Annotated in this window: 18 protein-coding genes; 9 read left to right on the plus strand and 9 right to left on the minus strand. The window is 36.0% G+C overall.

Translation table 11 applies throughout. The features are described 5' to 3' along the window. Positions 1–17 precede the first annotated feature (17 nt). Positions 18–1361 (plus strand): MptA/MptB family glycosyltransferase, encoded by a 1344-nt coding sequence (locus KXJ69_RS02170; protein WP_219050814.1) that lies wholly within the window; start codon positions 18–20, stop codon positions 1359–1361. On the opposite strand, the gene KXJ69_RS02175 is transcribed toward KXJ69_RS02170, so the two are convergent. From KXJ69_RS02175 to KXJ69_RS02200, 6 genes are all read right to left on the minus strand, one after another. After that, positions 1330–1743 (minus strand): VOC family protein, encoded by a 414-nt coding sequence (locus tag KXJ69_RS02175; protein WP_219050816.1) that lies wholly within the window; start codon positions 1741–1743, stop codon positions 1330–1332. The two genes, KXJ69_RS02170 and KXJ69_RS02175, sit on opposite strands and share 32 nt — an antisense overlap. A gap of 138 nt (positions 1744–1881) precedes the next feature. Further along, on the minus strand, positions 1882–2178 hold the full coding sequence (locus KXJ69_RS02180; RefSeq protein WP_219050818.1) for a hypothetical protein: 297 nt from the start codon (positions 2176–2178) through the stop codon (positions 1882–1884). Further along, positions 2178–3152, minus strand: coding sequence for a deoxyhypusine synthase family protein (locus KXJ69_RS02185; RefSeq protein ID WP_219050820.1), 975 nt, complete (start codon positions 3150–3152; stop codon positions 2178–2180). Before KXJ69_RS02185 ends, KXJ69_RS02180 begins: the two co-directional genes overlap by 1 nt. Further along, positions 3142–4083 carry an agmatinase gene (speB, locus tag KXJ69_RS02190; protein ID WP_219050822.1) on the minus strand — a complete coding sequence of 314 codons (942 nt, stop codon included), beginning with the start codon at positions 4081–4083 and terminating at the stop codon, positions 3142–3144. Before speB ends, KXJ69_RS02185 begins: the two co-directional genes overlap by 11 nt. Beyond that, positions 4073–5470: an arginine decarboxylase gene (locus KXJ69_RS02195; RefSeq protein ID WP_219050824.1), complete on the minus strand. Its 1398-nt coding sequence runs from the start codon at positions 5468–5470 to the stop codon at positions 4073–4075. The genes speB and KXJ69_RS02195 overlap by 11 nt, the downstream gene beginning before the upstream one ends. A gap of 344 nt (positions 5471–5814) precedes the next feature. Next, positions 5815–6678, minus strand: a complete 864-nt coding sequence (locus KXJ69_RS02200; RefSeq protein WP_219050826.1) for a pseudouridine synthase — start codon at positions 6676–6678, stop codon at positions 5815–5817. Between the two features lie 503 nt (positions 6679–7181). Here KXJ69_RS02200 and KXJ69_RS02205 point away from each other — a divergent pair. Beyond that, complete coding sequence (locus KXJ69_RS02205; protein WP_219050828.1) at positions 7182–7409, plus strand: hypothetical protein; 228 nt, start codon at positions 7182–7184, stop codon at positions 7407–7409. Between the two features lie 3 nt (positions 7410–7412). Here KXJ69_RS02205 and KXJ69_RS02210 read toward each other — a convergent pair whose 3' ends face one another. Beyond that, positions 7413–8333, minus strand: a complete 921-nt coding sequence (locus tag KXJ69_RS02210) for a geranylgeranylglycerol-phosphate geranylgeranyltransferase (RefSeq protein WP_219050830.1) — start codon at positions 8331–8333, stop codon at positions 7413–7415. Positions 8334–8354: 21 nt separating this feature from the next. Next, entirely contained in the window at positions 8355–9293 is a 939-nt protein-coding gene (locus KXJ69_RS02215) for a mevalonate kinase family protein (protein ID WP_219050832.1), read from the minus strand. A gap of 170 nt (positions 9294–9463) precedes the next feature. On the opposite strand from KXJ69_RS02215, the gene KXJ69_RS02220 reads away from it, so the two are divergent. After that, complete coding sequence (locus KXJ69_RS02220; protein WP_219050834.1) at positions 9464–10948, plus strand: T9SS type A sorting domain-containing protein; 1485 nt, start codon at positions 9464–9466, stop codon at positions 10946–10948. Here KXJ69_RS02220 and KXJ69_RS02225 read toward each other — a convergent pair whose 3' ends face one another. Beyond that, entirely contained in the window at positions 10949–12028 is a 1080-nt protein-coding gene (locus tag KXJ69_RS02225; RefSeq protein ID WP_219050836.1) for a diphosphomevalonate decarboxylase, read from the minus strand. A 146-nt stretch (positions 12029–12174) separates the two neighbouring features. Between KXJ69_RS02225 and KXJ69_RS02230 the strand changes: the two genes are divergently transcribed. From KXJ69_RS02230 to KXJ69_RS02255, 6 genes are all read left to right on the plus strand, one after another. After that, positions 12175–12741: an RNA polymerase sigma factor gene (locus KXJ69_RS02230; RefSeq protein WP_219050838.1), complete on the plus strand. Its 567-nt coding sequence runs from the start codon at positions 12175–12177 to the stop codon at positions 12739–12741. Continuing rightward, entirely contained in the window at positions 12734–13486 is a 753-nt protein-coding gene (locus KXJ69_RS02235) for a tetratricopeptide repeat protein (RefSeq protein WP_219050840.1), read from the plus strand. The genes KXJ69_RS02230 and KXJ69_RS02235 overlap by 8 nt, the downstream gene beginning before the upstream one ends. 1 nt (position 13487) lies before the next feature. After that, a complete protein-coding gene (locus KXJ69_RS02240) occupies positions 13488–16706 on the plus strand; it encodes a CHAT domain-containing protein (RefSeq protein WP_219050842.1) in 3219 nt (1072 codons plus the stop codon). Positions 16707–16777: 71 nt separating this feature from the next. Continuing rightward, complete coding sequence (locus KXJ69_RS02245; protein ID WP_219050844.1) at positions 16778–18649, plus strand: S8 family peptidase; 1872 nt, start codon at positions 16778–16780, stop codon at positions 18647–18649. A 126-nt stretch (positions 18650–18775) separates the two neighbouring features. Next, entirely contained in the window at positions 18776–20419 is a 1644-nt protein-coding gene (locus KXJ69_RS02250) for a hypothetical protein (protein WP_219050846.1), read from the plus strand. Between the two features lie 11 nt (positions 20420–20430). Further along, positions 20431–21054 (plus strand): hypothetical protein, encoded by a 624-nt coding sequence (locus KXJ69_RS02255; protein ID WP_219050848.1) that lies wholly within the window; start codon positions 20431–20433, stop codon positions 21052–21054. Positions 21055–21092 lie beyond the last annotated feature (38 nt).

The raw sequence follows: 21092 nt of genomic DNA on the forward strand, positions 1-21092 counted from the left end.
TGCTATTTGCTATAATCATGGCAAGTATGTATGGGAGTTTTGCTTATGACCTTGTTAGAAGCGATTTTACAAAACTGATTTCTTTATTTGGAGGGCTTTTCATTTTAACCTATCAACTGACTAAAATGTATGGTTGGAATTTTAAGCTCTTACTAGGTCTAGGCATCTTCTTCAGAATTATTTTTCTATTTGCTACCCCCAATTTATCACAAGACTTTTATCGTTTTATTTGGGATGGGCAAGTACTTATGCAAGGCTATAGTCCTTATTTAGTCTCTCCTGAAACATATTTACAAAATCCATCATTAGCTGGTTTTGTAATACCGCAAGCCGAAGTTTTATACCAAGGAATGGGAATGCCTAGTATTGCGAATTTTACCAATTACCCACCCATGAATCAGTTGTGTTTTGCTTTGGCTACATATTTTGGAGGAAAAAGCATAATTGGATCGGTCATTGGATTGAGAATTATTATCATCCTTGCAGACATGGGGATTCTTTACTTCGGAAAAAAGATACTTGAAAAGCTGAATCTACCCATCCAAAATATATTTTGGTACTTTTTAAATCCTTTTATCATCATCGAACTCACTGGAAACTTACATTTTGAAGGAGTCATGCTCTTCTTTTTTGTGGTTTCCATCTTTTTTCTTCAGAAGAAGAAATGGTTATTATCGGCTGTGTTTTTAGGGCTTTCAGTATCAACGAAATTAATTCCATTAATTTTCCTTCCTATTTTCTTTCAGTGGTTTTGGAAGAAAGAATATTCGTTTCCTGAGGGTATTGCAAACCTTACTAAGTATTACTTAGTTGCATTGGGAACAGTCATTATTACTTTTTTACCGTTTATTTCTTCAGAATTTATGACTAATTACTTAGCCACAAATGCACTTTGGTTTCAAAATTTTGAATTCAATGCAAGTATTTATTATATCATTAGGGAGATAGGCTTTCAAATAGTAGGTTGGAATATTATTGAAACGGTTGGAAAAATACTTCCGCTTATTGTAATTGCCTTTATCATTGGAATCACATTTTTCAGAAAAAACACCTCTTTAATACAACTTGTTTCAGCAATGTTGTTCAGTATTTCTTTTTATTTTTTACTCTCTACAACTATTCATCCTTGGTATGTAGCAACGCCATTACTCTTATGTATTTTTACAAAATATAGGTTCCCCGTTGTTTGGAGCGCAACGGTAATGTTAAGCTATATAGCCTATAATGGAATTATGGTTGAGGAAAATTTCTGGCTCATTACATTGGAGTATGGCATCGTTGCAGGGTATGCCATTTGGGAAATTTTCTTTAAAAAGGAGCCTAAATCATTTAGCTCTCAAAAGCCGATTCTGGGTTCTTAAAGCACTTAAACTCGATTATATATCCGTTAGGATCTCTAAGAAAAAAGGATTTATGCTCTCCAGGCTTTCCTGCCAAGAATTTGGTTTCATCAATGTGCAAAAAATCTTCGGCCTTCATCTTTTTGTATAGTTTTTTCCAATTTTCATTTGGTAAAATAATTCCATAATGAAAGGAAGGAAGCACTGTCTTTTCAAAGCTATAACTTGGATATGTAAATTTAAAAGTCCCTGATTTACTAAACGTCATCTGGTGACCAAATAGATTAATATCTACCCAATTTTGAGATTTTCTGCCACAAGAAGCACCAATGATTTGAGTATAAAATTTCTCGGTAGCATCAATATGCCTGCAAGGCAACGAAATATGAAATTTATGTTCCATAGCTATACTTTTTTTCCTACTCTGAAAATAAGGAATTTCTAAATAAAAAATATAGCTACACTAAAGAATTATAAACATAAAAAAGTTGGTAACTCCAATGAACTACCAACTTAATTACAATTTTAGGATGGCATTTATTTAATAATCGTCATCTGCATCTTCATCTGCCATTTCTGGAGTTTCCTCTGTTCTTTCGTCATCATCAAAAGTATCATCGTCTTCGTCATAATTCTCCATAGTATCGGCAAGTCTTTTACTCACTTTTACTAGATACATTGTATCTTCGGTTCTTACTTCAACGGCTTCAATGATTTCATTTTGGGCGTTACGAAATACAATAATATCTTTTGAATCATAACCATTCGGAAATTTTTCAACAAGCATTTCTAAAATTTCCTTGTTCAGTTTTTTAAAATCTACAATAACTCTTTTCATTACATATCTAATAAGTAAGCAAAAATTAGGGGTGCTACAATGGTAGCGTCACTTTCAATAATATATTTTGGGGTATTGATATCTAATTTCCCCCAGGTAATCTTTTCATTAGGCACGGCTCCAGAATAGCTTCCGTAGCTCGTCGTTGAATCACTAATTTGACAGAAATAACTCCAAAACGGTGTGTCTGTTCTTTCCATATCTTGATACAACATTGGCACCACACAAATTGGGAAATCACCAGCGATTCCACCACCAATTTGGAAGAATCCAATTCCCTTTTGGGAGTTGCCCGTATACCAATCGGCTAAAAAAGTCATATACTCAATACCACTCTTCATAGTAGAGGCTTTTAATTCCCCTTTTAGCACATAACTGGCAAAAATATTCCCCATAGTACTATCTTCCCAACCTGGAACGACAATGGGTAGATTTTTTTCGGCGGCCGCATACATCCAAGAATTTTTTATGTCTATTTCGTAGTACTGTTCCAATACACCACTAAGCAATAATTTATACATAAACTCATGCGGAAAGTAGCGTTCTCCTTTAGCTTCGGCATCTTTCCAAATTTTTACTATGTGCTTTTGCAGTCTACGGAAGGCTTCTTCTTCAGGAATACACGTATCGGTGACACGATTTAAGCCTCTTTCCAACAAATCCCACTCGTCTTGCGCAGTTAAATCACGATAATGAGGAACTCTTTCGTAATGAGAGTGGGCCACCAAATTCATTAAGTCTTCTTCGAGGTTGGCACCCGTACACGAAATAATATGCACTTTATCTTGACGGATGACTTCAGCAAATATTTTTCCCAATTCTGCCGTACTCATGGCACCAGCCAAAGAAACCAACATTTTGGCACCGCCATTAAGTTGATCTTCATAGCCTTTTGCCGCATCCACTAATGCCGCAGCATTAAAGTGCAAATAGTATTTTTGAATAAATTGAGAAATTGGTCCTTTAGTAGTCATCGTTGTCGTCGTTAAATTTTGAAGGAGATGTTCCTTTTTTATTGTCGTTGAAATTACTTTCATACTCGTCTTCGCTATCTTCTTCTGAAAATTTATAGCTCAACATTTTGTAGTACAATTTTGCAGCTAGAAAATCTGAAGATTTCTCTTCGGGTCTTGGACAAAGTTCCACGATATCAAATCCAACCACATTTTTTTCGGCAAATACTTGCTTTAAAAACTCAAGCGTTTCGTACCAAAACAATCCTCCTGGTTCTGGAGTCCCAGTTGAAGGCATTATGGAAGGGTCGAATGCATCTAAATCAATCGTGATAAATACATTGTCACCCATAGCCTCAATAACGTTGTCCATCCAATACTCATCGTTTGCCATATCGTGTGCAAACCACGTTTTTTCGGTGTCCATGACACGGGTTTCGGCAACATCCATACTCCTAATTCCTACTTGAAGTAAGTTTGTTGTTTGGCTTGCTTCATATAATGCGCAAGCGTGATTGCATTTGGATCCCTCATACTCCTTACGAAGATCTGCATGGGCATCTAGTTGCAATACGGTTAAATCGTCAAACGTTTCATTAAATGCACGAATAGTTCCTATAGAAATACTATGCTCACCACCAAAGATGGTTACAAATTTGTTACGTAAGATATAATCTTTAACTGTTTTGTGCACGATATCCACTACTGCTTCTGGTGAAGATTTTTCGGTAATAGCATCGGCAAGGTAAATACCTTGTTTGTACACTTCGGTTTCGGTTTCGATGTCGTATAACTCCATATTCTCTGAAGCATTTAAAAAAGCTTCAGGTCCTTTATCTGCTCCTTTTTGCCAGGTGCTAGTTCCGTCATACGGAACTGGAATTAATACTACTTTACTTGTTTCCAAAGCAGCATACTGCTGTGGAATGCCTGCATACGTTTTACTTGTCATAACCTAAAATTGAAAGCAATTGTTCGCTTGTTTGTTCATTTGAAAATACTTGGGTTGTTATGTTCCCTTCCTTGTCTTTATCGATTAAAATATGTTTAGGCGAAGGAATTAAACAGTGTTGTAATCCTCCAAAACCTCCTATAGATTCTTGATACGCCCCTGTATTAAAGAAACCAATATACAAAGGTTTATCTTTTCTGAATTTTGGTAAATAAATAGCATTCGCATGCTGCTCACTATTGTAGTAGTCATCGCTATCGCAAGTGAGTCCTCCCAAAAGTACTCTTTCGTATTCATCGTTCCAACGATTAATAGACAGCATAATAAACCGCTTATTAATTGCCCAAGTATCTGGTAGAGTAGTGATAAAAGAGGAATTGATCATATTCCACTTTTCGCGATCGTTTTGTTGTTTTTGGTACAACACTTCGTAAATAGCACCGCCACTTTCTCCTACCGTAAAGCTACCAAACTCGGTAAAAATATGAGGCACTGGCACATCTTCTTCTTCACAAGCAAGATTGATTTGGTTTACAATTTCATCAACCATATAGCTGTAGTCGTATTCAAATGCCAACGAATTCTTAATAGGAAAACCACCTCCAATATTTAAGCTATCCAACGAAGGACAAATCTTTTTTAAACGTGTATATACTTTTAAGCATTTCGATAATTCGTTCCAGTAATAAGCATTATCTCGTATCCCTGTATTAATGAAAAAATGTAACATTTTAAGTTCCACCTTTTCATTGTTTTTTACTTGATTTTCGTAAAACGGAACAATGTTTTTGTAACCAATACCCAAACGAGAAGTATAAAACTCAAATTTTGGTTCTTCTTCGGAAGCGATACGAATTCCTATTTTAAAATCCTTTTTTATTTCACTAGAAAGTAAATCGATTTCTTCATAATTATCGATAATGGGAATGCAGTTTTCGTGACCGCTATTAATTAAATCGGCAATATTGGTAATATATTTATCCCGTTTAAATCCATTACAAATAACAAACGTATCATTTGCTATTTTTCCTTCCGCTTTTAAATTTTTTACAATATTAATATCGAAAGCCGAAGAGGTTTCAATATGAATATTGTTTTTTAAAGCTTCATTTAAAACATGTTTAAAATGCGAGCTCTTGGTACAATAGCTGTAATTATAAGTTCCCTTATAATCGTGCTTTTTTATCGCTCGAGCAAACCAACGTTTTGCTCTTTTTATGTTATCAGAAATCTTTGGGAGATAGGTAAATTTTAATGGTGCTCCGTATTCTTCAACAAGTGCCATTAAGTCTATATCGTGAAACTGTAGGTGATCTCCATCTAAATTAAATTCGTCTTGTGGAAAATGATATGTTTGATCTATAAGATCAATATATTTTGTGTTCATTATGAGTTAGTAGTTCAATGTTTACAATAGGAATATATCCTTAGTGGATAAATATAAAAGTTTTTGTTCTAATTCCTAATAAAATCAAACAATTATAGGCAACAATGCCCATACTTTTTTACGTAAAAAGACGGTTACCCAAAAGGCAGGAGAATAGGAATTTTTATCTAGCTTTCGGTTGCTTACCTGGTAAACTGTTTTTGAAGATACTTTCCTAAACTTCAAAAACCCGAATGAAAAAAAATCTTTCAATTGTGTATTGCTAAAAGCGGAGCAAATGTAATTTTTTTTATGAAACACAAAACTTTTTGAAGAAAAATTTTAAAGTTAAATTTTTTAAGAAATTAAGCCATGGAAAAGAGGTTAATTTCCTCTGCCGTTAAGGTTCTCCAACGCCCTCGTGGCAAGTCTTTTTTGGTAAGTGGCCCAAGCGTTACACAATCTACGCGTACCACTTGATAGTTTAAATGTTCAAAAATATCACGGATAATGCTATTCCCCATATTTTTAATCCTTAATCCCACTTCTTTTTTAGGGGCATTATCTACATATTTTATCTCTTCTACAGTAACTTCTTTTCCATCAATTTTAAATCCTTCTTGAATTTTTTGAAGATCATCACCCTTTAGGTTTTTATCCAATTCTATATGGAACAAACGCGACATCCCTTTTTTATGAATCTTATTAATTAAGACATCGTCATTGGTAAAAAGAAATAATCCGGTAGCATTTCTACCCAAGCGCCCCACAGGTTTTACTTTGGCACTGGTAGCGTTGGCAATTAAATCCATAACCGTTAAACCTTTACTCTCGCTATTGGTTGAAGCCACTCCTTTGGGCTTATTGAGTAAAATATGCGTGACAGGCTCCGGATTAATTCGACGGCCATCGAATTTAACCTCATCGGTAGGTTTTACTTGAAAGCCCATTTCATTAATAATTTTACCATTTACGGTAACCAAGCCTGTAGCAATATAGGTATCTGCCTCACGACGGGAGCAAATCCCACTATTGGCAATATATTTATTAAGGCGAATACCGTCTCCCGGTTTCTTTTTTGAAACGCCTCCTTTATTTTCTCTGGAAATAGGAAGTTTTGACGTGTCCTTTTTAATAGGAGCATTTCCACGAGCATGACTTCCCTTACGCACATTATTACCACCTCTTCCAGATGGTTTTCCTTTACTCCCTTGATCTCTTCTGCTCATAGTACTGTTTTATTGAAAATTTGGTGCAAAGATACAGCAAGTATTGAAACTAAGATGATTCCTAAGAAAACTTTAGGTATTAGCATAAAGAAAGGGAGAAACAAGACATAAGACGTAGGACAAAATTAACATTCGTGCACAAACTGCCACATCTGTTGTGGTATATGCCAATGGTGTAGCGGTAAATGCCAACTGAGCAGGAGAAATAGCCAATCGAGTGGGGGAAATTGCTACCCGTGTGGGAGAAATTGCTACAGCTTGTGGGTTAAATAGCCACTTGTGTGGGGGAAATTGCTACAGCTGTTGTATATACTGCTACTTTTTAGGACTTCACGACTACCTAGTTACAATATCCTTTTTCCTATCTTTGGGAGGGTTGCCACAAGGATGAGCAATAAAATTATTAGTCATAGAAATTATACAAAAAAAAATGAAGTTCAGCAAGAAATAACGGAACGGAACTAAAATTGCACAACAATACACACATATAACTCTTTAACCCCATGAACAACAACACAACAACAGTAACCTGTGGCCAATGCCGAGGACAAGGCACCACCGTCTGGAACGGCAATAAAACAACTTGCTTGGGTTGTCAAGGAAGTGGAAATGTACGGGTAGCAGCACCTGCAACTTTATGTGGGCAATGTCGCGGGCAGGGCACCGTTATTTCTCAAGGAAAAAGAGAACAATGTGGTGGTTGTGGTGGCTCTGGGTATTTTAAAGGGTAATAATTATAACACCCCCACCCAACTCAACCTACGTAATAACACATCTACATCTAGCAACACAATACTAAATACTCCTATTACAATTCCTAAACGTAAGATGGTATGTAGTAAAATGTAGTGAAGTTTTGCTTGAGACACCCAAAGAAATAAGACAAATACAAGTAATGCTAACGTGGTAGCAAGAAAGTAATACCGCATATAACCAATCTCAAAATAGGTCAATAAAAAGAAAATAGGAACTAAGGTTAGTGCCGCTAAAATAGTGAGCATCCATTTAGAGACCTTTTCTCCATAAACCACAGGAATGGTACGGTAGTTTTGAGTTAAATCCCCTTTAATATTTTCTAGATCTTTTACCAATTCCCGCATCGAAATTAAAAGAAACAAAAAGGTAGCGTGAACAAAAATGACCAATGCAAAATTGTGATAATAAATAAACACGGCAAAAAAGGGCACTACCGCTAAAATTGCTGCGGTGAAGTTTCCAATAAAGGGATATTTTTTAAGTTTATGAGAATAAAACCACAACATAAAAATATAAACAGAAAAGAAAACTACCGCCTTAAACGATACATAACTAGCGAATACTACCGAGAGAAAATTGAGCACAAAATAGGTGGTCAACTTGGTGCGCTGACTCACCAATCTATCAAGCTTAGTCTTTAATGGTCTATTGATTAAATCCTTCTCTCTATCGTAAAAATTATTTATAATATATCCGCCCGCAATAGCACTTGCAGATGCCAAGACCAGCATTAAAAGATTTACATCAAACAAGACTTTACGCCCAGGTAAGTGTGGCGCCATAATGTAAATAGCCGCTAAATATTGAGCAATGACAATAACTAAAATGTTGTATCCCCGTACCACAGAAAACAAACTGAAAAGTTTTAATAAAAAGAGTTTTTGCTTTCTGCTCAACATCACGGAGCCGTTTTAGAAAATCTAGAAGTTGTAAACGACTTCTAGTTTGTAGTCTTTTAAAGCCGCTTTGGCCTTTTCAAGGTCTTCAGTAAACCCTAGCATATAACCACCTCCACCAGAACCACATAATTTTAGGTAATAGGCGTTGGTATCAATTCCTTTTTTCCAAAGATTATGAAATTCTTTAGGAATCATAGGCTTAAAGTTGTCCAGCACGACTTTGGAAAGATGCTTTATATTTCCAAACAGTGATTTTACATCTCCTTTTAGGAAATCTTCCACACAAGCATCGGTATGCTTTACAAATTGATTTTTAAGCATATTTCGGAAACCTTCCTGCTTCATCTTTTCCATAAAAATGTGTACCATAGGTGCTGTTTCCCCTGTGGTTCCACTATCTAATAAGAATACGGCACCTTTACCACTTTCGGTTTGTGAAGGAATACCAGCAGGTTCGATATGGTCTTTAGAATTGATAAGAATGGGTAAACTTAAATAGCTGTTAAGTGGATCCAGACCTGAAGATTTTCCGTGGAAAAAGGATTCCATTTCTGCAAAAATAGCTTTCAGTTGTAATAGCTTTTCACGTGTTAAGTTCTCCAGTACGGTGATTTTTTCAGTGGCGTATTTATCATATATCGCAGCCACTAACGCACCACTACTACCCACTCCGTATCCCTGCGGAATACTAGAGTCAAAATACAATCCTTTGGTGATATCCTCCTTTAGTCTATCCAATTCAAAATGCACCAACTTGGGTTGCTCCTCTTGTAACTTTTCCAAATATTCTGAAAAACGACGCAGATTGTCATTAGATTTAAATGTTCCCACCGTATGGTGTTCGTCAATCTTTAAGGCACCGTTGTAAAAATTATAAGGAATAGAGAGTCCTTTTGAATCTTTAATGATACCATATTCACCAAAGAGAAGGATTTTTGAATAGAAAAGGGGACCGTGCATACGCTTTTTTACTGTTGTAGTATAAAGATACTACATTTTAAATGATAACTCAACTGAACTGCAAATATAGTATTTATTAGCATATCTTATTGTGAAAAAAAACCAAAAACTCCTAAATACAAAAGAACAACTTTCAGATTTTTAGTACCTTACAATAAAAATGTTGTGTTATGAAAAAAATTACTCTCTTAGGATTTGTATTACTTTCCATCTTTTCATTTTCTCAAACACATACGTGGACGGGTAATGGGGGCGATAATTATTGGAACAATCCTGATAATTGGGATGTTTTTTCGGTTCCAGATGGGACGAGCGATGTATTAATTTCGGGCAATGGAATTATAGTTGATGTAAGTGCGAACAACGAAGGCGGTACTATTGTCATTCAACAGGGTGCCAGATTAATTGTAAATGGTACGCTAACCAGTCAGCAGAGCCTTACCCTTATTAATGCCGAAATCGAAGTCATTGGAACATTGCAAAATAATGGAGGAATCATTGTGATTGAGCCAGGTGCTACGCTTATCGTGGAAGGCAGCATCACGAACGGTGTTTCCAATGAAATTGAAATAGCGGATGGGGGCGAACTCATATTTTTAGATGGAATATTGCAAGGTGGAATCATTGAAAATGATGGTACAATTTTGATAGAATCCAGTGAAATGAAAGAAATGCACGACGTTATTCTCAATAACCGAAGCGAAATCTTAATTTTAGATAGTGGCACCATTAGTTTGTATGGAATAACCACCATCAACAACGCACATGGAGCCGAAATAAATATCAATAGCCCAGGCGGATTAATTGAAGATAGTGGAGTTGCAACCGTAAATAATGATGGACTCATAAGAAGAATATCGAACGGTGGTCCTGGTGCTTTTTATATGATTTTTGATATGAATAATTCTGGTATAATACTGTTGGACGAAGAACAGATTTTCTTGTTTTTAGTAGGTTCTCAAAATTTTACCAACAATGAAGACGGGTTTTTGATAGGTAATGGCTCCTACGATATTACTGCTAATTTTGTAAACAACGGTTATGTGTACCCAGGAGGGTTTCACAGCGTTGGTGCTATGGAATTCGTCAATAATTTTCATTTTCCGCCCAATGCGATACTCGAATTAGATGTAATGAGCCCTTCAGAACACGATATGGTAAATGTGTTCGGGTCACCCACCATTGAAGGAAATATCCAATTATATTTAATGGATGAATTGGCGCTTGATGATGAAATAACAGTCATTACAAGTAGCAATAATTTAAATTGTAATCTGCCTGCTGAAATTTTAGCAAGCACCACCAACTTTAGCTACATCTTTGATGTAATTTGTGATAGTAATTCGGTGACCTTAAAAGTTTCTGAAATCATGGAGCTTTTGGGCACAGATGAATTTACTAAAACGCCACATTTTTTTGTAAGTCCTAATCCTGCTACAGAAATCATTTCTTTTAATTATGCTTCTGAGATTCTTCAGGAAAATGAAGATTTACAAATTGAAATATATTCAATATTAGGTCAAAAAATTGAAGCTAAAAAAGTGGCATCGGAAGTCACTCAAGTTGAAACATCGCAATTAACAAGCGGCATCTATATCGCAAAGTTAGTTTCAGAAAAAGGAGTGATCACGACAACGAAAATTGTAGTAGAATAATTAGCATTTTTGAGCACCAAACCCTACTGAATCTTCAATAAACTCTCCGTTTTTGCAAAATTGCGTCAATTGCGTTTTTATAAATTCTGAAACGAGTACTTTTTCCGCTTCAGGAAATAAAACATGGACGTTGGCACCTGCATCGAGTGTAAAACAAACCTTACTTCCTGTTTCTTTTCTGAAATCCCAAATTCTATTAATGATTTCCAACGTATTCGGCTTCATTAAAATAAAATAGGGATGGGAAGTGAGCATCATGGCATGTAACGACAAGGCTTCACTTTCCACAATACTTATAAATTCAGATAGATTCCCGCTTTTTAATACAGGAATCAGTTTCGAAAGGTTTTCATTGGCTTGCTCAAAACGTTGTTCGGCAAAAGGGTGATTGTGCATTAAATTATGGCCCACGGTACTACTCACCTGCTTTTCGCCTTTATCCACTAATAAAATAGTGTCCTGGTAGTTTTCAAAATTTTTATGAACTGTATACGGATACGGAACCCCGTATAAATTAGTGGCTTTACCAATTTGTGGGTGTTCTCCCCAAACCACCAAAGGTCCTTCGATGCTTCGGCATGCACTGCCAGAGCCTAATCGGGCTAAAAAAGAAGCCTTTTTGCTAAAGAAATCTTCAGGAATTTCAAAATCACCTAATGATTTTTCTATTTCCATTAAACAACACGCCAAGGCGCTCATACCACTTGCTGATGAGGCAATTCCGCTGCTATGCGGAAAACTATTTGAGGTCTCAATTTTAAATTGATAGTTTTTCAGAAAAGGCACATAGGCTTCAACACGCTCAAAGAATTTTTGAATTTTGGGTTCAAAACCCTTTTCTCGCTTTCCGTCGAGATAGACTTCAAAGTCAAAACCTTCAGATTCTTTCTTCTGAAAAGAAACATTGGTTTTTGTATGACAGTTACTCAACGTAAAGCTAATAGAAGCATTTTTAGGTAATTGCTCGCCATATTTTCCCCAATATTTTACCAAAGCGATATTGCTAGGCGATTGCCAAGAAACTTTTCCATTTTCTGGAGACTGAGTGTGTTTTTCTGGAAGGAATTGGCTTTTATCCATAAGCAACTTTGAAAAACAAATATAACCATTTACCCATGCTTTGCATAACCTGTGATGACATTTTAAAACCAAACCGATGTTATACAAAATGAGATTAATATGTAGTTGATTTTTAGTATCTTTCCCTATCTACTTTAGATGGGGCAATGACACAACTAACAGCACAATGGGAACTTGTTTCTAAAATTAAAGCCAATAATGAATTGGTTTTAAAACAGTTATACCAGAGCAACTACAAAAAAATTGAAGGTTATATTTTAAAAAACAGTGGATCTATGCCCCAAGCAAAAGATATCTATCAGGAAGCGTTTATTACGGTTTGGAAAAATATTAAAGAAGGAAAGTTTTCGCCACATAACGAAACAGCACTTCAAGGATATTTATACCAAATAGCTAGAAATAAATGGACAGACGAACTTCGGTCATCACGTTTCAAAAAAACGAATTCGTTAGAATCGTTTCATCAATTTTCTGAAAACGGAGAAGAAAACACGACTTCATTATTTGAAGAAAAAGAGCAAAAAATAGCCCTAGCAGAAGAGGCCTTTCAAAAGATAGGTGATGAATGCAAACAATTGCTTTCGCAGTTTTATTTCGAAAAAAAATCGCTTAGAGACATTGCTGCTTTATTTAATATTGGAGAAGCATCCGCTCGAAACAAAAAATATCGCTGTATTCAGCAATTAAAAGAATTGGTTACAAACAATGAATAAAGATTCTAAAATATCACAAGAATTACTGGAAACTGTGGAGCGGTATCTCAACAATACTATGGATGCTACGGAAAAACTTCAGTTTGAAAAGTCTCTCAAGAAAAACAATACCTTAAGGCAGCAAGTAGAAGACATTAAAATTCTTCTTTCTGGTATTGAAACTGCTAGCCTGCGTGAAAAAATGGAAGAATTTCACCATCAAATGGCGCAAGAAATAAAAGAGATTCCAGTACGAAACATCACCAAAAACAATAGGACCAACAGTAGATTATTTTATGCCGTTGCAGCATCTGCGGTAATTTTATTGGGTATTTTTTGGATGTTCAATCCAAAAAATACTAACGAAATGTTATTCAATGAATACTTTTCAGTTGACCCTGGTTTACCCACCACAATGGGTAGTACGGATGAATTCAGTTTCTATGATGGAATGGTAAATTACAAGCGGAAGGAATACGACGAAGCCTTAGAAAAATGGAGGCAACTCCTCCGTCAAAAAAATAACAACGACACCCTTAATTACTTTATTGGTGTTACATATTTGGCGAAAGGAAATACAGAAGAAGCCATTCCTTTTTTAGAAAAGGTGACCACCCAAAAGGAAAGCATGTTTTTAGAGGATAGCTATTTTTATTTAGGGCTTTCAAATTTAAAAAATGATAACCTAGAAGATGCTAAAGAAAACTTCAGAAAAAGTAATACAGAAGAGGCTCAAAAAATATTAAAAGCTCTGGAAAAGAAGTAATATGATCGGCTTTAAAACATATTTATTAGCTTTCATTGTATGTTTTAGCCTAAAACCTTTTACAGTATTTTCTCAAGATAACCCTGAAAAAGGTATCTATCAAATTGAAAAATGGATTAAAGCAGATTCCATTCCCCAAGCCCAAGCATTGCTTGATACAAAACTTACTCATTTCCGAAGTACAAAAAATTACGATAGTCTTATTAGCTATATAGAGATTGTGGGGAGTTATGCACTTGCAAAAGGCGATAGACAAAAAGCCTATAAAAAAGCTGAAGAATTTGTTGCTGAAATAAATAAAAGTAACGACCCCACTTTTATTTCTTTAGCATTACAACGCTTAGGGTATTTGCATAGCGGGACTGGAGATCCTCGTAAAACGTATTCCATATTTGAAAACGCATATGAATATGCAAAACAATCTAATGACCCAAAGAAAGCAGATTTTGCCAATGTTAAGTATAGATTGGGTTACGAAGCTCAAAATTTTGGAGATTTCCAACTTGCCAAAAAACATTACCTCGATGCTGCAAAAACGCTCGATAATCTACAGAGTAAGGATGTAGAATTCTATCAACAAATTTACAATGCCCTTGGCGGTATGATGTGGATGGAAGCCAAATTGGATAGTTCGAGTTATTACTTCAAAAAATCACTCGTCGAACTTGAAAAAGCAGATGAAAGTGATTTAATGAATGCGCTTTTTCGTCCTGCGCTTATTAAAATGAATTTGAGTGTGCTTAAAAATGCCTTAGGCGAAAATCAAGAGGCCATTTCACTTTCTCAAGAAAGCATCAAAGGGTTTGAAGCCTATATTGAAAAATCTACAGACGAATTTAGAATCCTAAGCGCCAAAAGACACCGAGCCACCGCTATTGAAAATTTAGGCAGCTACTATCACACCATAGGTGAATTTAAAAAAGCTGAAGCTTTAATAACCTATGCTAATGCTGAAAAAAAGAAATTTTTAGAGCCTAATAGTAGTGGGATGATTATCTCTCGTATTATCCTTGCGCAAGCGAAGACCGCTGTCCGTGATTTTGAAGCTGCCAAAATCCTTCTTGAAGAAGCGTTAAAAATTATAGAAGAAAACCCTGGTATTGAAAACTACTGGAAATCTGCCACCCTTACCACCTTAGCTACCGTTTATGAAAATTTAGGCGATACAGAAAAAGCATATAAATTTTATACCGAAGGAAACTTAGCATATAAAACCACACTACAAGGAAAATACAACAAAGACTATTTTGATGAACTTATAGACGTCTCAAACTTTTATGCAACATCTGGCTACCCAGAAAAAGCGATGCAAGTTGCCGAAGAAATATATTATGAAGCTAAAAAAGGAGACTTTAAAAACACGCTTCAGGATTTTTATCATACCGTAAATCTGGCCGAAATAGCCTTTAAATTGGACGAATATGATAAAGCAATTCAATATGCAGAAGAAGCATTATCCTTTCAATTAGGAGATAAAAACACCCTCGTTATTGAATACCGTAAGCCAAAAGCATTGTATGTTCTGGTAGCCGCCCAGTACGCTCAAGATAAAAGTGCTTCTACCGAAAAACTTTTGGCTATGCTAGAAAAAGTAGAAGAAGGATTATCCATTTTAGAAACTCGAAAAGCAACCATAAAGAATTATGAGGATTTAAGCCTATTTATCGAAGAAAATAATCAACTTTTTGAACTCGCCAAAAAAATTAGACTACACCTATATCAAAAAACTAAAAATGAAACCTACCTAGATGATGTTTTATCACTTCACGAAAGTTCGATGTATTCGCGTATTCGCTCCAGACTTAATTTAAGAAGTGACGTATTATTATCCAAAATTCCAGAGGAGGTAGTCACTCGTGAGCGTCAATTAAAAAATAACCTCAATAAAATCGTAATCGGTGAAACCACAAATGCAATTGACACTTTTTTTGAAGTAAATAATTCTTGGAAGCGTTTTATAGACACTCTAAAAACTCAATATCCAGAATATTACAAACTACACTATGCCACATTGGAAGAATCTGTAAGCGATATCCAAAAGTATATCGACCAAGAAACCACTGTAATTCGTTACTTTTTTATTGAAGAAAACCTATACGCACTGGTTATGAGTGCTTCGGAAAAGAAACTATTCCCGCTTGGCTTTAAAGATGTTAAAGAATTAATTCAGCAAGTATCTTCAAAGGAATTTGATGTTCAAAAAATAGCTCCCAATTTACATCGATTGTACGAAGCCCTATGGAAACCCTTTGAAGGTGAGGTTACAACCAAAAATATTGTGATTGTTCCAGATCGTGAACTTTTCAATTTAAGTTTTGAAATGCTCACGCCTCAACCTATTTCCAGTTTTTCTGAAATGGCTACCCATAGTTTGCTTTCAAAATATAGCATAAGCTATCAATTTAGTATGCTTATTATGAAACCAAAGCAAAATGTAGTAAACACATATGATGCTAATTATGTGGCTTTTGCACCAGAATTTTCAGACAAAATGAAACAAGAATACCAAATGGTTGTAAAAGATTCCTCAGCTTTGGATGAAGCATACCTTAATTTATTACCGCAACCCTTTAGTGTAGATGTCATTAAAAAATATTCTAAGCAGTTTAATGGAGAATCCTTTTTAAATAAAAAAGCCTCCAAGCAATTGTTCCAAAAATCAGCAGGAGAGCACAAGATCATTCATATTGGCACCCATGCCGAAAGTGATAATATTAGCCCAGAACTTTCCCGCTTGGTATTTGCAAAAAATAGTGATGATTCCAACCTAGATGATAATTATTTATATACCTACGAAATTTACAACTACAACCTTTCTTCTAATCTTGCAATCCTTACTGCTTGCGAAACAGGAAAACCGGGCTATCAAGCTGGGGAAGGAATGATTTCCTTAGCGCATGCTTTTAATTATGCTGGAAGCGAAAGTATCCTTACAAGTCTTTGGGAAATAGATGAAGAATCCAGCTCAAAAATAATTCAAAGTTTTTACGATTATCTTTCGGACGGATTACCCAAAGACGAGGCATTGCAGAAAGCAAAACTAGATTATATTGCATCGGCCAAAGGCAGAACCGCTTCACCACAATATTGGGCAGGATTGGTGCTTATTGGCGATACAGCACCTATTGAGTTTAAAAGTTATTCTACAATTTTATACTGGATTTTAGGAGGAATTTTTCTTTTTTTACTACTGTTTTGGTTTCTTAAGAAAAAGAAATAGCCACTTCCATTTGATGACATTTTATTGGTTTTTCGATGTATTCGAAAGAATAATCATAAAACTAAATCGTCATGAAAAAAATTCTAATTGTATGTTTTGCATTTCTATTGTCAATCCCTTTTTACGGTCAGGGGATTCCTCCCAGAGAGGAAGTAAATCTCGATGAAGTTTATAGTCAGTACAATCTTTCCGGAGAAGGAGTATTAGTTGTCATTTTAGATAGAGGAATAGATTACCGACACCCAGATTTTATAGATGAAAACGGCAATACCCGAATTGCATATATCTACGATATGTTGGATCCAACTGGAGCGGGAAGCAACCCCTATGGTATAGGCACTATTTTTACACAAGCCCAAATAGATGCTGCACTTGATAATAACGACCCCCCTTTATCTACAGATAGATATGGGCACGGTACGGCAACAACAGGAATTGCAGCTGGAAATGGAAGTGGGACTGCCGGTTTAGAATTTCAAGGAGTAGCTCCTAAGGCAACAATTATTAGCATTAAAATAACACATGACCCTTTTCCTGCTTTTGGTAGCGAACCTGGACAAAGTGGCTTTTTTGACCCTTCCTATTTACCTGTTGCCATGCAATTTGCTGAAGAGAAAATCGCAGAACTTGGCTTACCTGCCGTGACTTTAATGAACATAGGTTCAATTGGTGGTCCAACTGATGGAACCAGCAATATTGCAAGAGCGATTGACGATTTTGTAACCAATACAGGGACTCCTTTTTTATGTGGTGTAGGTGATGATGGTGGAAATGATAATCACGCTTCTGGCACTATTTCTTCTTCACAAACTATTGAGATAGAGATACAAAAAGGTGAAACTGGGAATGTGAGATTCGACTTATGGTACAGTGAAGATGACCGATTTACAGTAAGTATCGAGCGCCCAAACAATACAGTTCACGGTCCTTTTACGGCTCCAAATGGACCAAATGCCTCGGCAGATCAAAACTTAGGAGATATACAAATCTACCATCGTGGTGCAAATGTTGAATTCTGGCAAGCCACTTCTAACAGGAGAGAATTAATGATAGATATTAGTGGCGCTACAGGTACGTATAAAGTAATTCTTGAAGGTACTCAAATAAATAACGGCGGATTTCATGCAACCCTTAACCCCTCTACATATTACAACAACAATAAGTTTTTAACCTTCGTAACTTCTGGTTATAGTATAAATGATTATGCAAGTTCAAATTTGGTTATTACTCCAGGAGATTATGTAGTTCAAAATGAATGGATTGACATTAATGGTATTCCTAGAGACATCACAGGACAAGGAGAAGCGGGTGAACTTTGGATTGGTTCTAGTTCAAGTCCAACTCAAGATGGTAGATTAGGAATTGATTTTGTAGCTCCAGGTGAGGTATGTCACGCCGCCTATGCAGATAATACCTACTATGAGAGTTTTTCGTTTAATGTGCTTCAAAATAGTAATGGATTATATGGAATTCAAAATGCAGTGAGCGCTGCAGCTCCCTTATCTATGGGAGTGATTGCGTTAATGCTAGAGGTAAATCCTAATCTTACCCCCCAACAAGTAAAAAACATCCTACACGATACTTCTAGACAAGACGCAAATACAGGTACTGTTCCCAATGATACGTGGGGATATGGAAAGCTAGACGCACTCGCTGCCATAAACGCAGCGTATGCAAGTTTAGGAGTTTCTGAAAACAATTCGCTAGAAGCAACTATTTTCCCGAATCCTTCAAATAGAGAATTTACCATGGTCATTCCCAATACTATTTCAAAGATAAAAGTTGAACTTTATAATACCCTTGGCCAAGTCCTTCAAACAACCTATTATGAATCCACCAATTCTATTAATTATAGCATTGACGGAGCCTCAGGTTTATATTTTCTGAAAGTAATGAACGAAGAAACCAACCTTCAAAAAACTATAAAAGTTATTAAAAACTAACCAAAAACTCCTACCATTCTTAAAAGCTGTCATTACCCGTGACAGCTTTTTTTATTTTATGTGATGACATTCTCATTTTTTTCCGATGAAATAGTAAAGCATGTATTCACTCTAACTATTTCAATTATGAAAAAACTAGCCATTCCATTATTACTTTTATTAGTAGGGGTTGCTTTAACAGCTTTCAGCTTTATTTCTGGGGGAAGTACCTCTGGCGAACTGGATGTAGAAATTGTTAAAACCTCAACTATTATGCCCGCAGCACATAATGTGTACGCCAACCCCGATGCCCTAAACGGAAAGTATTTTCTGTTTAAAACCAAAATCACGAACAACACCAATAAAACCCTAGAAGATGTAACCGTGAGATATCGAATTCCAGGCTACATTGATTGGACTGAACTGGATGTTATTGGTGAAATGTACCAAGGACAAACGGCTTCAGTTCTTTGTTACCCTAAATTTAAAGAAGATATTGCTGAAAAAACAGCCGAATCTACCGAAAAAGCCGAAATTGAAATCAGTTGGGATGGTGCCGAAGAGGACGACATTGTGGAAGAAGATTTTTCCTTTAGAATTTCCAATCGCAACGAGTATATGTTCACTAATATCCCTTCGGAAGAAATCGCTGGATGGGGAGATGTTTATAACAATGATGCGCTCTTGGCTTGTTTTGTAACACCTAACGACCCCATTGTAAAATACTACACACAAAATATTCAGGAAAAAATATTAAAAGGAGAAGCAGCGGGTGTTACCAAGGATCCAAAGGAAGCTGTGCGGTTTTTAGCTGGAATTTATCAAGCGACCATGCAATCTGGAATGGTCTATAGTGGAACTAAGGGTATTCCAGAATCCCTTCAGGATGTTTCACAATTATCACAACATAATCGTCTTCCACGTGAAGTTATTACAGGAAATACAGGCCTTTGCTTAGAACTTAGCCTATTATATGCCAGTGTGCTTTCAAATGCTGGATTAGACCCTATTATTTTTCTGGTACCAGGTCACGCATATCCTGGATTTAAACTAAATGGACAGTTTTATGCACTCGAGGCCACCGGAATTGGTGGCGAAGGCTTGGGAGGCTCTATGTCTGTAGAACAAGCCTTTGAAAAAGGGATGAAACAATTGGGTGAGTTTATGCAGTATGCGCAACAGGGTGACCCAAGGTACACATTAGTGGATATTCACGCAGTAAATCTTGATGGAGCAACCCCAATGAATTTAAAAGACGATGACTTTTTACGAAAAAAAGTAGATGATATTGTTGCCGCTTGGAGTACTAATGGTTTAAATATGTCTAATAATGCTATTGCACAAAATAGTTCAGGTGGCGGAAATAATTCAGGTGGTTCCAGTAATTCTTCAAATGGAGGAAATACAGTAAGCAGAGGACTTTCGTTTTCTATTCCAAGTGGATGGCAAACCTATCAATATCCTTATCCAGACCTTCCAATCTTAACAGCCCAAGTAGTCTCTCCTTCACAGGAAGTGGTGGTTTCAGTTTTTGATGTTCAAACAAATAGTCCTCAAGTAGCGCTTCAAACTGTTGCAAATGGGTTAGCATATTATGGTAGTGAAATTCAATACCAATTTAATGGCAATCAAATTGTGGGACAAACCTATTCTCAAAACGGCACTTTAAATTGGATTGGAAAAACAGTAAAAGGGCCTAACGGACTTCGTTTTGTAGCAGTAGGGAGCTATGACTATCTCTATAACCAAAACTCATCTCAAATTAATCAAATCTTTAACAGCATTCGCTAAAACTAGAACTCATGAAAACAATAAAAAAAATATATACACTGTGTTTTCTTCTAATCATCGGAAACTCTTTTGCACAAACACAGCAAAAAATTGAAATGAAAATAGACTCCATTGGCAATGCAAAGATAACTGTGTCAATGACTATGAATGCTCAAGAATGGCAAAATTGGAATTCTAGTCTCGGAAATAACCCTGCAGCATTAAAGCGAGAAATTGAACGAGCAATGCCCGCTTACTTTTTAGACGATTTTAAATTAGAAAAAGATGATATGAATCGTTCCTTTTCTTTAAGTCTTAATGCTTACGGAGTTTGCAAAATTGATAAAAGAGGAAAATGGTCGCTTGAGACCGATCAAAAAAATGCCAACGTTACTGAATTGACTGACCATAAATATATGCTCGTAAGTAGCCCTCCTGAATTAGGCGGAACGATTCAGCAAACCTTTTTAGTGGAATTTCCAGAAGCCGCCAAAGACATTAAAGTTGACAAAGATGCCTTTAGTGAATCGGTATTCGAATTTAAAATGGACGGTCCTTCTTCTTCTAGCGGAAACTATTTGCGTTATGCAGGAATATTTTTAATAGTAATTGGAGGTGCATGGGGAGGAGTGTCTCTTTTTCAAAAAAACAAATAACCTTTTTTTGCCCAAAATCAATCCAACCTAATTTCAAC

Origin of the sequence: Halomarinibacterium sedimenti (assembly GCF_019312585.1) — a bacterium.
Taxonomy (GTDB): domain Bacteria; phylum Bacteroidota; class Bacteroidia; order Flavobacteriales; family Flavobacteriaceae; genus Halomarinibacterium; species Halomarinibacterium sedimenti.

What these genes read in the sequence shown, in the direction of transcription:
- KXJ69_RS02220 (WP_219050834.1), top strand. Translation starts at nt 9,464, where the DNA reads ATGAAAAAAATTACTCTCTTAGGATTTGTATTACTTTCCATCTTTTCA.
- KXJ69_RS02235 (WP_219050840.1), top strand. Translation starts at nt 12,734, where the DNA reads ATGAATAAAGATTCTAAAATATCACAAGAATTACTGGAAACTGTGGAG.
- KXJ69_RS02245 (WP_219050844.1), top strand. Translation starts at nt 16,778, where the DNA reads ATGAAAAAAATTCTAATTGTATGTTTTGCATTTCTATTGTCAATCCCT.
- KXJ69_RS02170 (WP_219050814.1), top strand. Translation starts at nt 18, where the DNA reads ATGGCAAGTATGTATGGGAGTTTTGCTTATGACCTTGTTAGAAGCGAT.
- KXJ69_RS02250 (WP_219050846.1), top strand. Translation starts at nt 18,776, where the DNA reads ATGAAAAAACTAGCCATTCCATTATTACTTTTATTAGTAGGGGTTGCT.
- KXJ69_RS02205 (WP_219050828.1), top strand. Translation starts at nt 7,182, where the DNA reads ATGAACAACAACACAACAACAGTAACCTGTGGCCAATGCCGAGGACAA.
- KXJ69_RS02180 (WP_219050818.1), bottom strand. Translation starts at nt 2,178, where the DNA reads ATGAAAAGAGTTATTGTAGATTTTAAAAAACTGAACAAGGAAATTTTA.
- KXJ69_RS02175 (WP_219050816.1), bottom strand. Translation starts at nt 1,743, where the DNA reads ATGGAACATAAATTTCATATTTCGTTGCCTTGCAGGCATATTGATGCT.
- KXJ69_RS02210 (WP_219050830.1), bottom strand. Translation starts at nt 8,333, where the DNA reads ATGTTGAGCAGAAAGCAAAAACTCTTTTTATTAAAACTTTTCAGTTTG.
- speB (WP_219050822.1), bottom strand. Translation starts at nt 4,083, where the DNA reads ATGACAAGTAAAACGTATGCAGGCATTCCACAGCAGTATGCTGCTTTG.
- KXJ69_RS02195 (WP_219050824.1), bottom strand. Translation starts at nt 5,470, where the DNA reads ATGAACACAAAATATATTGATCTTATAGATCAAACATATCATTTTCCA.
- KXJ69_RS02185 (WP_219050820.1), bottom strand. Translation starts at nt 3,152, where the DNA reads ATGACTACTAAAGGACCAATTTCTCAATTTATTCAAAAATACTATTTG.
- KXJ69_RS02200 (WP_219050826.1), bottom strand. Translation starts at nt 6,678, where the DNA reads ATGAGCAGAAGAGATCAAGGGAGTAAAGGAAAACCATCTGGAAGAGGT.
- KXJ69_RS02225 (WP_219050836.1), bottom strand. Translation starts at nt 12,028, where the DNA reads ATGGATAAAAGCCAATTCCTTCCAGAAAAACACACTCAGTCTCCAGAA.
- KXJ69_RS02255 (WP_219050848.1), top strand. Translation starts at nt 20,431, where the DNA reads ATGAAAACAATAAAAAAAATATATACACTGTGTTTTCTTCTAATCATC.
- KXJ69_RS02215 (WP_219050832.1), bottom strand. Translation starts at nt 9,293, where the DNA reads ATGCACGGTCCCCTTTTCTATTCAAAAATCCTTCTCTTTGGTGAATAT.
- KXJ69_RS02230 (WP_219050838.1), top strand. Translation starts at nt 12,175, where the DNA reads ATGACACAACTAACAGCACAATGGGAACTTGTTTCTAAAATTAAAGCC.
- KXJ69_RS02240 (WP_219050842.1), top strand. Translation starts at nt 13,488, where the DNA reads ATGATCGGCTTTAAAACATATTTATTAGCTTTCATTGTATGTTTTAGC.